This window comes from Pseudorhodoplanes sp. (assembly GCF_035565855.1).
Classification (GTDB): domain Bacteria; phylum Pseudomonadota; class Alphaproteobacteria; order Rhizobiales; family Xanthobacteraceae; genus Pseudorhodoplanes.
Window position 1 is genome coordinate 1 of the sequence record NZ_DATMRX010000040.1, and the last position, 12,103, is coordinate 12,103.

General features: G+C 64.0%; 13 protein-coding genes. 11 read left to right on the forward strand and 2 right to left on the reverse strand.

What is annotated here, in order from left to right; translation table 11 throughout:
• The coding region (locus tag VN004_RS02495; RefSeq protein ID WP_325606691.1) for a GTPase Obg at nucleotides 1-666 on the forward strand (666 nt) is incomplete at its 5' end.
• A 20-nt stretch (nucleotides 667-686) separates the two neighbouring features.
• Here VN004_RS02495 and VN004_RS02500 read toward each other — a convergent pair.
• A complete protein-coding gene (locus VN004_RS02500) occupies nucleotides 687-1,415 on the reverse strand; it encodes a DUF72 domain-containing protein (protein WP_325606693.1) in 729 nt (242 codons plus the stop codon).
• 97 nt (nucleotides 1,416-1,512) lie between these two features.
• On the opposite strand from VN004_RS02500, the gene proB reads away from it, so the two are divergent.
• Nucleotides 1,513-2,643 carry a glutamate 5-kinase gene (proB, locus tag VN004_RS02505; RefSeq protein ID WP_325606695.1) on the forward strand — a complete coding sequence of 377 codons (1,131 nt, stop codon included), beginning with the start codon at nucleotides 1,513-1,515 and terminating at the stop codon, nucleotides 2,641-2,643.
• Between the two features lie 436 nt (nucleotides 2,644-3,079).
• Here proB and VN004_RS02510 read toward each other — a convergent pair whose 3' ends face one another.
• Nucleotides 3,080-3,763, reverse strand: coding sequence for a M15 family metallopeptidase (locus VN004_RS02510; protein WP_325606697.1), 684 nt, complete (start codon nucleotides 3,761-3,763; stop codon nucleotides 3,080-3,082).
• 222 nt (nucleotides 3,764-3,985) lie between these two features.
• Here VN004_RS02510 and VN004_RS02515 point away from each other — a divergent pair, with 222 nt between their 5' ends.
• The 9 genes from VN004_RS02515 (at nucleotide 3,986) to VN004_RS02555 (ending at nucleotide 11,975) form a co-directional block, all read left to right on the forward strand.
• Complete coding sequence (locus VN004_RS02515; RefSeq protein ID WP_325606699.1) at nucleotides 3,986-5,278, forward strand: glutamate-5-semialdehyde dehydrogenase; 1,293 nt, start codon at nucleotides 3,986-3,988, stop codon at nucleotides 5,276-5,278.
• Nucleotides 5,279-5,303: 25 nt separating this feature from the next.
• On the forward strand, nucleotides 5,304-5,984 hold the full coding sequence (locus VN004_RS02520; RefSeq protein WP_325606701.1) for a nicotinate-nucleotide adenylyltransferase: 681 nt from the start codon (nucleotides 5,304-5,306) through the stop codon (nucleotides 5,982-5,984).
• A gap of 127 nt (nucleotides 5,985-6,111) precedes the next feature.
• Nucleotides 6,112-6,501, forward strand: a complete 390-nt coding sequence (gene rsfS, locus VN004_RS02525) for a ribosome silencing factor (protein ID WP_325606703.1) — start codon at nucleotides 6,112-6,114, stop codon at nucleotides 6,499-6,501.
• Nucleotides 6,502-6,516: 15 nt separating this feature from the next.
• The gene (gene rlmH, locus VN004_RS02530) at nucleotides 6,517-6,999 is read left to right on the forward strand and encodes a 23S rRNA (pseudouridine(1915)-N(3))-methyltransferase RlmH (RefSeq protein ID WP_325606705.1); all 483 of its coding nucleotides are present in this window, start codon (nucleotides 6,517-6,519) and stop codon (nucleotides 6,997-6,999) included.
• A gap of 60 nt (nucleotides 7,000-7,059) precedes the next feature.
• Nucleotides 7,060-8,394 carry a murein hydrolase activator EnvC family protein gene (locus VN004_RS02535; protein ID WP_325606707.1) on the forward strand — a complete coding sequence of 445 codons (1,335 nt, stop codon included), beginning with the start codon at nucleotides 7,060-7,062 and terminating at the stop codon, nucleotides 8,392-8,394.
• Nucleotides 8,391-9,734, forward strand: coding sequence for a S41 family peptidase (locus tag VN004_RS02540; RefSeq protein WP_325606709.1), 1,344 nt, complete (start codon nucleotides 8,391-8,393; stop codon nucleotides 9,732-9,734). Before VN004_RS02535 ends, VN004_RS02540 begins: the two co-directional genes overlap by 4 nt.
• Before the next feature lie 141 nt (nucleotides 9,735-9,875).
• Entirely contained in the window at nucleotides 9,876-11,027 is a 1,152-nt protein-coding gene (locus VN004_RS02545; protein ID WP_325606711.1) for a divergent polysaccharide deacetylase family protein, read from the forward strand.
• A gap of 57 nt (nucleotides 11,028-11,084) precedes the next feature.
• A complete protein-coding gene (locus tag VN004_RS02550; protein WP_325606713.1) occupies nucleotides 11,085-11,591 on the forward strand; it encodes an RNA pyrophosphohydrolase in 507 nt (168 codons plus the stop codon).
• 99 nt (nucleotides 11,592-11,690) lie between these two features.
• Complete coding sequence (locus tag VN004_RS02555) at nucleotides 11,691-11,975, forward strand: hypothetical protein (RefSeq protein ID WP_325606715.1); 285 nt, start codon at nucleotides 11,691-11,693, stop codon at nucleotides 11,973-11,975.
• Nucleotides 11,976-12,103 lie beyond the last annotated feature (128 nt).

Genomic DNA, 12,103 nt, shown 5'->3' on the forward strand with positions numbered 1-12,103 from the left:
TTCGGCAACGCCCATTTCAAGACCTCGACCAACCGTGCGCCACGTCATGCCAATCCAGGCCAGCCGGGCGAGGAACGCACCATCCGGCTGCGCCTGAAGCTGATCGCCGATGCCGGCCTCGTCGGGTTACCCAATGCCGGCAAATCCACCTTCCTGGCCGCGGTGAGCGCGGCCAAGCCGAAAATCGCGGATTACCCCTTCACGACGCTGCATCCGCAGCTCGGCGTCGTCGCGGTGGACGGACGCGAATTCGTGCTGGCCGACATTCCGGGCCTCATCGAAGGCGCGCATGAGGGCGCAGGACTCGGCGACCGGTTTCTCGGCCATGTGGAACGGTGCCGCGTGCTGCTGCATCTCGTCGACGGCACCAGCGAAGACCCGGCTGGAGCGTACAAGACCGTTCGCGCCGAACTCGAGGCCTATGACGAGGTGCTCGCGGAAAAGCCGGAAATCGTGGCGCTCTCCAAATGCGACGCCATGACCGACGAGGAAATCAAGGCCAAGGTCAAGGCGCTCAAGAAAGCCGCGAGGCGCACGCCGCTGGTGCTGTCCGCGCAGTCCCGGCAAGGCGTGCCGGAGGCGCTGCGCGCCCTGCTCGATGTGATCGACGAGGCCCGCTCGGCGGAGGAGCCCGCTCCCGAAAAAGCAGCTGCCTGGCAGCCGTAGCCGGCTCGGCCGCGGCCTCTTCACGCCTTCAGCATATCCCGCAGCCTGGCCGCATCGGCCGGCGCCGCGCTCTTCTGGTCATTGTCGAAATAGACATAGACATCGCGACGCTGCCGCTTCCACTTTCGGATCTCCTGAGCCCAGCGTTCCAGCGTCGCATCGCTGTAATGGCCCTTGTAGCGGCCGCCCGGTCCATGCCCGCGCACATAGACGTGTCGCGCCGTGACGGCCCAGGGTGCCGGTGCGTCGGCATGGTCGGACAGGCACAGCGCGATGTCGTGATCGCGCAGCACATCAAGAATGCGGTCGTCGTACCAGCTGTCGTGACGGAATTCGAACACGTAAGGACGCTTGCGCCGGAGCAATTTGATGAAGGATGCGAGGCGCTCGCGGTCCGCATGAAATTGCGGCGGCAATTGAAACAGCACCGGCCCCGCCTTGTGGCCGAGCTTGCGCAAGCGGGTCTCCATCAACGCAATCGAATTGCGCGACTTTTCGGACAGCCGCTTCCAGTGGGTGATGAATTTCGACGCCTTCCACGCGAAAACGAAATCGTCTGGGGTCTGCGCTGTCCAGGCTTCGACCGCCTCCAGCGTCGGGGTCCGGTAAAAGACGCCATTCAGCTCCGTGGTATCGAATTGCGTCCCGTAATAGGTCAGCTGGTGCCTGACCATCAACTTCGGCGGAAAGAACGGCCCTCGCCAGGAGGCATAGTGCCAGCCTGACGTACCGATGCGGATGCGAGCCATCTGACCTGCCGCGGACGGACCATGACGAATGCGAAATTGACTGATATTCAACGCCGCGCCGGGCCGACGGTTCGGCCCGTCTAACCCCATCGTCCGCATGTCAGCCCGCCTGCCCGCCCTCCCCGATTTCCGCCGCGTCGTCATCAAGGTCGGCTCGTCGCTCCTCGTCGATTCCGCCGCCGGCCGGTTGCGCGAGGACTGGCTGCGCGCCTTGTGCGAGGACATCGCCTGGCTGCATAGCGGCAAGCGCGACATCCTGGTGGTCTCATCGGGCGCGATCGCGCTCGGGCGCTCGGTGCTGAAACTGCCTCGCGGCGCGCTGGCCCTCGAGGACTCGCAGGCTGCGGCCGCCGTCGGACAGATCGCGCTCGCGCGCATCTGGGCGGAAACACTCGCCACCCATGGTATCACGGCGGGGCAGATCCTCGTGACCCTCGGCGACACCGAGGAACGCCGCCGTTATTTGAACGCGCGCTCGACCATCGACCGGCTGCTGGAATGGAAGAGCGTGCCGGTGATCAACGAGAACGACACCGTCGCGACGAACGAAATCCGCTACGGCGACAACGATCGCCTCGCCGCGCGCGTTGCGACCATGACCAGCGCGGATCTCCTGGTCCTGTTGTCGGATATCGACGGTCTTTACGATGCACCGCCGAGCGCGGGCGGCGGCGCGAATCTCGTGCCTGTGGTCGAGCGGATCACGCCGCAGATCGAAGCGATGGCCGGCGCCTCGGGTTCGGAATTATCGCGCGGCGGCATGGTCACGAAGATCGAGGCCGGCAAGATCGCGACCACGGCCGGCACGCATATGGTGATCGCATCCGGCAAGACGCTGCATCCGTTGCGTGCGATTGCCGATGGGGGACGCTGCACCTGGTTTCTGACGCCGGCCAATCCGGTCACCGCGCGCAAGAAATGGATCGCCGGAGCGCTCGAACCGAAGGGCACATTGTGGATCGATCAGGGTGCCGTCGCCGCGCTGCGCCGCGGCGCCAGCCTCCTGCCGGCCGGCGTCAAGCGCATCGACGGCACGTTCCAGCGCGGCGATGCCGTGACCATCCGCGATCTCGACGGTATCGAAATCGGCCGCGGTCTCGTCGCCTATGACGCCGATGATGCCGCAAGGATAATAGGGCGCTCCTCTGCAGACATCATGATGATCCTCGGATTTTCAGGCCGCACCGAGATCGTGCACCGCGACGATCTCGTCCTTACGGGGCACTGATCGCAGCGATAGCTGGAATCCGGACCCTCATTTTTTGCTGCAATACCAGCCTGTTGCAAAACTGCCGCGAGTGTTGCGCAGGCACATGTTGATAGATTGTGGCGGCACGGAATCATACCGCAGCAACGCCACATGCGCCGCGTAGTCTAATCGGCGGTGAGTGGCGTATGAGGGTCGCTGAAATACCGGCCGACCACCGGTCGGAATGTGTCGGTAGCGTATAGTTGCGTATGCGTTTCGACGGACGGTTCACTGATCCGCGTCTTGGCAGGTTCTCCCCTGACCATACCTGCTACGGATTTGTCGAATGGGCTGGGGGCGATTCTTCGTCCGGTACGCCGCCACTACGTCGATGATAACGAGACATCCCGGTGCCTCCCGGAATGTCTCGTTATTTTTTGCGCAGACGCGTTCTTGCCATCAACACCTGACGGTCTCAGCGGACCGGAAAATCGAAATAGGTGTTGGAAAACGGCTCGTTGCGTAGCGTGAAGTGCCACCATTCCTTGTCGTAGGGAAGAAAACCGCGCGCACGCATCGCGTCTGCGAGGATCTTGCGGTTGACGCGCGCTTGCGCGCTGACCTTGCCGTGTTGTCCCGATTGCGGCGAGAGGAAATCGAACGGCGTACCCATGTCGAGTTCCTGGTTGTCGGACAGCCTGACCAGAGTCAGATCGACGGTCGAGCCGCGCGAATGGCCCGAGCGCGAGGCGATATAGCCTTCGCGGAACAGATTGCTCTTGGCGACATGCGGGTAATATTCCGCCTTGGTGCTGTTGTCCGAGCCGCGCGCCCAGCGCACGAAATGTCGGACGGCGCGCGCCGGGCGGTAGCAGTCGAACACTTTCAGACCAAGTCCACGCGGTTTCAGGTCGCGCTGGACCGCCGCGAGCGCCGACGCCGCCTGATGCGTCAGAACGCAGACCGGCGCTTCATAACCGTCGACATGGGCGCCGACGAAATTTTGGGTGCCGAAATAGCGCATGTCGACGACGAGGCCCGGAACCACCGTCGCCGCATCGACGAAGGCCGCGGGCCTCGCAGACTGGCTTGCCAGGCTTTGACTTGCCGGGCTTTGACTTGGCGCGCTTTGGACTGGCGGCTTTTGCTGAGCGGTCACGGGTGTCCCTGAAGCGGCAAAGACGACGAGGCCGAGCCCGAACACGGCTCGAATCAGGCGGGGCCCGATGCGAGCTTGCCCGGCTCGCGCCAATTCTTCAATTTTTCCAATGACATCCATCTGAAATCCTGATCGGCCAAAGGCGATTTCCGGCCCCCTGACACTCGCTCCGGCGAAGCGTTACATGTTAGAACCGCGTCCGAAACAGATCCGACCGACACAATGACCGCACCGCTCAAATCCGTCGATTCCACCGATACGGTGGCCGCCCTGATGCAGGACCTCGGACGCCGTGCGCGCAAGGCCGCGCGCACGCTTGCGCTCGCTCCGTCCGCGCAAAAGGACAAGGCGCTGCATGCCATGGCGGATGCGATCCGGGCGACCACGACCGAAATCATCGCCGCCAACGAAGCCGATGTCGCCGACGCAAAGGCGGCCGGCGTCACCGGCTCGTTCCTCGACCGCCTCAAACTCGACAACAAGCGCGTCGCTGCCATGGCCGACGGCCTTGAGGTGGTGGCGCAGCTCAAGGACCCGGTCGGCGACGTCGTCGCCAAATGGAAGCGGCCGAACGGCATGACCATCGAGCGGGTACGCACGCCCATCGGTGTGATCGGCGTCATCTATGAGAGCCGCCCGAACGTCACCGCCGACGCCGGCGCGCTCTGCCTGAAGGCCGGCAATGCCGCGATCCTGCGCGGCGGCTCGGATTCGCATCGCTCGTCGCGCGCCATTCACGCTGCGATGGTCGAAGGCCTGCGCAAGGCCGGTCTGCCCGAAGACGCCATTCAGCTCGTGCCGGTGCGCGACCGCTCCGCGGTCGGTGAAATGCTTGCCGGTCTTGGCGGCAATATCGACGTGATCGTGCCGCGCGGCGGCAAGAGTCTCGTGGCGCGCGTGCAGGAGGAAGCGCGCGTGCCGGTCTTCGCCCATCTCGAAGGTATCTGCCACGTCTACATCGACAAGGCGGCCAGGGCTGCGATGGCGAAGGACATCGTGCTCAATGCCAAGATGCGTCGGACCGGCGTGTGCGGCGCGGCCGAGACATTGCTGATCGACAAAAGTGCGCCGGCGAAAGTTGCGGCGCCGGTTGTCGCCGCCCTGCTCGATGCGGGATGCGAAGTGCGCGGCGACACCGACATCCAGGCGCTCGATCCGCGGGTGAAGCCCGCAGCGCCTGAGGATTTCGGCAAGGAATTCCTGGACGCGATCATCGCGGCGAAATTCGTGGACGGAGTCGACGGCGCCATGGCGCATATCGCGCGTTATGGCTCGCAGCATACCGATGCCATCGTCACGCAGGACAAGGCGACCGCGAACCGCTTTCTGAACGAAGTCGACTCCGCGATCGTGCTGCATAATGCGTCGACGCAATTCGCCGATGGCGGCGAATTCGGTTTCGGCGCGGAGATCGGGATCGCCACCGGCCGGATGCACGCGCGTGGTCCGGTCGGCGTCGAGCAACTCACCTCGTTCAAGTATCGCGTGCGCGGCAACGGACAAACCCGCCCGTGACACTGCATCCGTCGCAAGGGCGGCGATGATCAAGCGCGCAGACGATCGTCCGATCGAACGCACGCTGGTGAAGAGCGTCACCAAACAGCGCGTGGCGCTTCCCCTTCACGCGCCCGGCATGCGCATCGGATTGTTCGGCGGCTCGTTCAATCCAGCGCATGATGCGCATCGCGCTGTCACCCTTTTGGCGATGAAGAAGCTGCAGCTCGACCGGGTCTGGTGGCTGGTCACGCCCGGCAATCCGCTGAAAGATACCCGCAAGCTTCCATCGCTCGACGAGCGCATCACGCAGGCCACCGCGCTTGCCGATCATCCACGCATTGACGTCACCGGCTTTGAGTCCGCCATCGGCGCGAAATATTCGTTCGATACGATCCGCTGGCTGCTGACCGAGGCGCCGGACACCCGTTTCGTCTGGATCATGGGCGCCGACAACCTCAAGGACTTCCACCGCTGGAAGAACTGGCGCGACATCTTCCTGATGATCCCCGTCGCCGTGGTCGATCGCGGCGGCCTGTCGCTGCGGGCCGCGTCCGGACCGGCCGCGATCAGCTTCGCCCGGGCCCGTATCCCGGAAAACCGGGCCTCAACACTGGCGGATCAGTCTCCGCCGGCCTGGGTCTACCTCCACGGCGTGAAATCCGACCTGTCGTCCACGGCCATCCGGCAAGCCAGGGAAAGCGGGACGGAACCGGGCGGCAGTTGAAAGTATTTTTGCAACGTGCCTACACTTGCGCGTGGTGAGTCCCCATTTCATCCGGGCGCAAACCAAAGAAGGAAAGGATACCCTGAGCACACAAGTCATCGCGCGGACCCGTGCAAAGACCAGTGCCGTGCCGCAATCGGTCTCGGAGGTGCGTGACGCCTCGCAGACCCTGAACATTGTCCTCGAGCGCCTTGATGAGATGAAGGCCGAGGATATCGTCACCATCGATCTTACCGGCAAATCCTCGATCGCTGACAGCATGGTAGTGGCCTCCGGCCGCTCCAACCGGCATGTCGGATCGATTGCCGATGACATCGTGGAACATCTCAAGAAATCCGGCCTGAAATCGATTCAGGTCGAGGGCCAGCCACATTGCGATTGGGTCCTGATCGACGCCGGCGACGTGATTGCACACGTCTTCCGTCCGGAGGTCCGCGACTTCTACGCCATCGAAAAAATGTGGTCCGGCGGCAAGAGCGGGAAGGCGCAGGATACCGCGCAACGCCGGTCGAGCTGACGGCGGACGACACCGATGCGCGTGCTGGTGCTCGCGGTCGGCCGCATGAAGAAAGGAGCGGAGGCGGAACTCGCCGATCGCTACCTCAAGCGCGCATTGCAGGCGGGCCGCGCGATCGGCATCCGGAGCATCGACGTCGTCGAAATCCGCGAAAGCCGTGCGCAGGACAGCGCCCGCCGCATGGTCGAAGAATCCATCGCCATCTCTACGCTGATCCCTGAGGGCGCGATTGTCGTTCTTATGGACGAGAAGGGCGAAGGCCTGACCAGCGCCGCCTTTGCGGACCGGGTCGCCCGCTGGCGGGATGGAGGTCAGGCCAGCCTTGCCTTTGTCATCGGCGGGGCGGATGGACTCGCTGACACACTCCGTGAACGCGCCAGACTTATATTAAATTTTGGACAGGCCACTTGGCCGCATCAATTAGTACGTATCTTGCTTCTAGAGCAGTTGTACCGAGCTATCACGATCCTGTCCGGCCACCCATATCACCGAGATTAAGGCATCCGTGGATGCCGTAAGGCATAAGAAGGCCGTGATTCGGCGGCACACATGAGCTGCATGAGCACATTTCGCAGGACATCCCTTGGGATCCGCCCGGTCGTGGCGGCCTGCGGGTTTGCTGCGATCGCCGCAATTCCGCCAGTCTTTGCGCAAACCAGCGCGGAAAAGCCTGAGCAGAGCGCGGCTTCCGAAAGCGAGATTCTGAAGGCGCGCGAGCAGGAGCTGGCGGCCATCCGCGCGGAACAAAAACGCGCCGCCGAAAGCGAAGCCAAATTGCGGGCGGACATCGAGGCGATCGGCAACGATCGCCGCCGGCTGAACGCCGACCTGATCGGCACCGCCGCGCGCATGCGTGAGATCGAAGCCCGGCTGTCAGCGACCGAGGGCCGGATCGCGCCCCTGGAAGAAAAGGAGCGCGAGCTCCGCCAATCGCTGGACAGCCAGCGATCCACGATTGCCGAAGTGCTGGCCGCCCTGCAGCGGATGGGACGCCGACCACCCCCCGCCTTGCTGGTCAATCCCGAAGACGCCGCGAAGACCCTGCGCGGCGCGATTGCACTCGGCGCCGTGGTACCGGAATTGCGGGACCGGGCGGCGCGGGTCGCGACGGATCTCGGCGCCTTGCAGCAACTGCGCACCGACATCGCTAATGAGCGCAGCCGGCTGAACTCCGATCTCTCGGTTCTGTCCGAAGAGCAGCGGCGCATGACGCTGCTCGTGGAAGAGCGGCAGAAGCAGCAAAAGGCCTCCGAACAGGCGCTTGAGCAGAGCCGGGCCCAGGTCGAAGCGCTGGCGCGACAGGCAGGAACTCTTCAGGACCTGGTCACGCGTCTTGAGCGGGGCCTCGACAACGCAGCGCGTGCCCGCGAACCGGTTCCGGATCACAAGAGCGCGACCAAGCCGGCGCTCGCGGCGCTGAACGATCCGGGCCGGCTGTCTCCGGCGATTGCCTTTGCCTCCGCGCGCGGCACCCTGCCAATGCCGGTCAACGGCATCAAAATTCGCGATTTCGGGGCGAACGATGGTATCGGCGGCTCCGAACGCGGGATTTCCATCGCCACGCGACCCGGAGCGCAGGTCACGGCGCCTTGCGATGGCTGGGTGGTCTATGCCGGGCCATTCCGGTCCTACGGGCAACTCTTGATCCTGAATGCGGGCGGCGGGTATCATATCGTGCTCGCGGGTATGGACCGGATTTCCGTCGGCCTTGGGCAGTTCGTTCTGACTGGCGAACCTGTCGCGGCGATGGGCAGCGGCAGCAGTCAAGTGGCGTCAGCTTCATCGGTCGGGGCCAGCCAACCGGTCCTCTATGTCGAATTTCGCAAAGACGGCACGCCCGTCGATTCCGGCCCTTGGTGGGCCAAGAAAGAAAGTGAGAAGGTCCGCGGATGATGCGCAAGACATTCCTCGTACTGGTGGGGGCGGCGACAGGAGCCGCGCTTACGCTCGTCGCTGTGCAGCCGCGGCTTGTGTTTTCCGGAATGAGCGCAAGCGCAGCCGCATCGGCTGACACCTATCGCAACCTCAATCTGTTCGGTGACGTATTCGAGCGCGTGCGCTCCGACTACGTCGAGAAGCCCGATGACAGCAAGCTGGTCGAAAGCGCGATCAACGGCATGCTGGCCGGCCTCGATCCGCATTCCAGCTACATGGACGGCAAGAGCTTCCGTGACATGCAGATCCAGACCCGCGGCGAGTTCGGCGGGCTCGGGATCGAAGTCACGATGGAAGACGGCCTCGTGAAAGTCGTGGCGCCGATCGACGAAACGCCGGCGGCCAAAGCCGGCATTCTGGCGAACGACATCATCACGCATCTGGACGACGAAGCGGTGCAGGGGCTGACCTTGAACCAGGCCGTCGAGAAAATGCGCGGACCGGTCAACACCAAGATCAAGCTGCGTGTGATGCGCAAGGGCGCCGAGAAGCCGCTCGAAATCTCGATCACCCGCGACATCATCCGCGTTCGCGCGGTGCGCTCAAACACGCAGGGCGACGATGTTGCCTATATCAAGGTGACGCAGTTCAATGAGCAGACCACCGAAGGGCTGAAGAAGGCGATCGCCGACCTGACCGCCCAGATCCCGAACGACAAGCTGAAGGGCTTCATCCTCGATCTGCGCAACAATCCGGGTGGCCTGCTCGATCAGGCAATTTCGGTGTCGGACGCGTTTCTTGATCGCGGCGAGATCGTCTCCACCCGCGGCCGCAACGTCGCCGAGACCCAGCGCTTCAACGCACGGGCCGGCGATCTGACCAAAGGCAAGCCGATCATCGTTCTGATCAACGGCGGTTCGGCATCGGCCTCGGAAATCGTGGCCGGCGCGCTGCAGGACCACAAGCGTGCGACGGTTCTCGGCACCCGCTCCTTCGGCAAGGGATCGGTGCAGACCATCATCCCGCTCGGGGCCGGCAACGGTGCGCTGCGGCTGACGACGGCGCGCTACTACACGCCGTCCGGCAAGTCGATCCAGGCCAAGGGTATCAGCCCGGATATCGAAGTGCTGCAGGATGTGCCTGAGGACATGAAGGCGCGCGCCGAGTCGAAGGGCGAGTCGTCGCTGCGTGGCCATCTCAAGGCCGATGGCGACGAGCAGACCGGCTCGCAGTCCTACATCCCGCCGGATGCGAAGGACGACAAGGCGCTGAAGATGGCGGTCGATCTGCTGCGCGGCACGGTGACCAACTCGGCATTCCCGCCGAGCGGCAAGCGCGCCGAGGCGGCGAAGCCGTAAATCCTGCCTGGAGCTGTCAGGACAAGACCGAGGGCGGCCGCAAGGCCGCCCTTTTCGTTTCGGAAGCGCCCGTTGCGGGCCGGCCGAATCCTACTCCGTGCTAGACTGGGTGGATGATTCGCGATCCCCGGGCCAGCCGCCGTGGATGATCTGAACAAACCGCTCGGCCAAGGCCCGTCTCCGAAGACCCGGCTCTCGATTGGGCGACTGGCTGCGCACGGCCTCGCCGCGATCCTCGTTGCCATGCTCTGCGGCTTCGCATTGTGGGTGGCGGTGGTGCGCGACCCGCTGGGCGGCGAGCCGGTCGCGGAGGCGCCGATCGCCGTGCAGACGGCAGAAGCAACACGTCTGCCCTCGCTGCCTGAAAGCCCGTCGCCGCCGGCACTTTCGCAACCACAAGAGGCTGCACCGAAGACGGTCACGATCATCGACGGCTCGAGCGGCAAGCGCCAGGAGGTTGTCATTGGGTCCTCCGAGAGCAAGCGCTCCAGCGGCGATCCGCGCGTGCTTGAGCAATCGCGCCACGGTCCGATACCGCGCATCTCGTCCGATGGTCTGCGGCCGTCCGACATTTACGCTCACAAGCGTTCGGCCGCGAAAGCCGATCCGGACGGACCGCAGATCGCGATCGTGGTCGGCGGTCTCGGTGTGAGCGCGACGGCGACGGCGAATGCGCTGTCGAAATTGCCCAGCTCCGTCACATTCGCTTTCACGCCCTATGGCGCGGATCTCGACACGCTGGTGTCGCAGGCGCGCGAGAAAGGCCACGAAGTATTGCTGCAGGTTCCGATGGAACCGCACGACTATCCAGACAACGACCCCGGCCCGCAGACGCTGTTGTCGTCGCTCTCGGCCGAGCAGAATATCGATCGCCTGCATTGGCTGTTCAGCCGCATGCAGGGCTATGTCGGGATGATCAATTACATGGGCTCGCGCTTCGCGAGTTCCGATCATGCGATCGCGCCGGTGCTCCGCGAGGCTTCCAGGCGCGGCCTGATCTATGTCGAGGACGGCTCGATCGCGCGCAGCCAGGCCGGCCAGATCGCCGGGGCGAACAAGTTGCCCTACGCCAGGGCCGAGGTCGTGATCGACGCCGTGCCGAGCGCGGTCGAGATCGACAATGCTCTGAAGCGGCTGGAGACGCTCGCGCGCGGCGGCAATGTGGCCGTCGGTTATTCCTCGGCGCTTCCGGCCAGTATCGACCGTATCGCCAAATGGGCGAAGTCGGCGCAGGGACGCGGCATCGTGCTGGTTCCGATTACCGCCGCGGCGATCCGGCCGCGCTCGACCTGATCCACGGCCGCCGTCACGATCTTGCAAAAGCCCACGGCACCGGCACACAATCCCGACATGTCCAAGGATAAATACGAAGACCTGCCCTATCGCTCCTGCGTCGGCATGATGGTGCTGAACCACGAGGGACATGCCTTCATCGGCCGCCGCACCAACGGTCCGGAGCATGTCGATGCGGTCCATTCCTGGCAGATGCCGCAGGGCGGAGTCGATGAGGGCGAAGATCTGTACGATGCGGCGCTTCGCGAATTGCAGGAAGAGACCAGCATCCGTTCGGTGGTGAAGCTCGGCGAGATCGACGAATGGCTGTCCTACGACATTCCGCGGCAGATCGCCGGCCGCGCCTGGAAAGGCCGGTATCGCGGGCAGCGGCAGAAATGGTTCGCGTTCCGCTTCACCGGCAACGACAAGGAGATCAACATCCTGCATCCCGTCGGCGGGCATAAGCCCGAATTCGTCGAATGGCGCTGGGAGCCGATCCGCAACCTTCCGCGGCTGATCATTCCCTTCAAGCGGCCGGTCTACGAGACAGTGGTGCGGGAATTTTCCCGCTTCGTCGATTGACGGCGGGATAGCGTGTCGATGCGAAGGCGCGCTGCTCTCGTAGCCGTCACGCTGGTCACGTTTGTCGCGGCTTCGGCGAGCGCCGACGACGAAGTCCGCGTGCGCACCGACAATGCAATCTACGAACTACGCGACGATCCGAAGAACGACGAGATCAAATGCATGTTCAGGGACGGCAGTCGGCTCACCTGTATCAAGCGCGACCTCGTGATGTTCGGCAAACCGGTCCGCACCAGGGATTACACGATCATTCCGAACGCCGGGTCGCGCCGGGAGCATTCGACAAGGACGTTTGCCGGCGTAAGTAACGGCGGTTTCGGCGGGACTCCGCGCGAACAACAAAAAAGCCGGGCATGGGCCCGGCTTTTTGCAACTTCAGCGTAGCGCCGCGCGCTCAATGCATCGCGGTGCCCTGCAGGTGATAGTCCAGCGCCTTGAAGTGATCGAGCCGGGCTATCTCCTTGTCGACCGCGTCGCTGGTTTCCTGCCGCATCTTCGCGACCTTGTCTTCC

Excerpts from the sequence above, each read along its gene's own strand:
- VN004_RS02500 (WP_325606693.1), bottom strand. The coding sequence starts at position 1,415 with ATGGCTCGCATCCGCATCGGTACGTCAGGCTGGCACTATGCCTCCTGG.
- proB (WP_325606695.1), top strand. The coding sequence starts at position 1,513 with ATGTCAGCCCGCCTGCCCGCCCTCCCCGATTTCCGCCGCGTCGTCATC.
- VN004_RS02515 (WP_325606699.1), top strand. The coding sequence starts at position 3,986 with ATGACCGCACCGCTCAAATCCGTCGATTCCACCGATACGGTGGCCGCC.
- VN004_RS02520 (WP_325606701.1), top strand. The coding sequence starts at position 5,304 with ATGATCAAGCGCGCAGACGATCGTCCGATCGAACGCACGCTGGTGAAG.
- rlmH (WP_325606705.1), top strand. The coding sequence starts at position 6,517 with ATGCGCGTGCTGGTGCTCGCGGTCGGCCGCATGAAGAAAGGAGCGGAG.
- VN004_RS02535 (WP_325606707.1), top strand. The coding sequence starts at position 7,060 with ATGAGCACATTTCGCAGGACATCCCTTGGGATCCGCCCGGTCGTGGCG.
- VN004_RS02540 (WP_325606709.1), top strand. The coding sequence starts at position 8,391 with ATGATGCGCAAGACATTCCTCGTACTGGTGGGGGCGGCGACAGGAGCC.
- VN004_RS02550 (WP_325606713.1), top strand. The coding sequence starts at position 11,085 with ATGTCCAAGGATAAATACGAAGACCTGCCCTATCGCTCCTGCGTCGGC.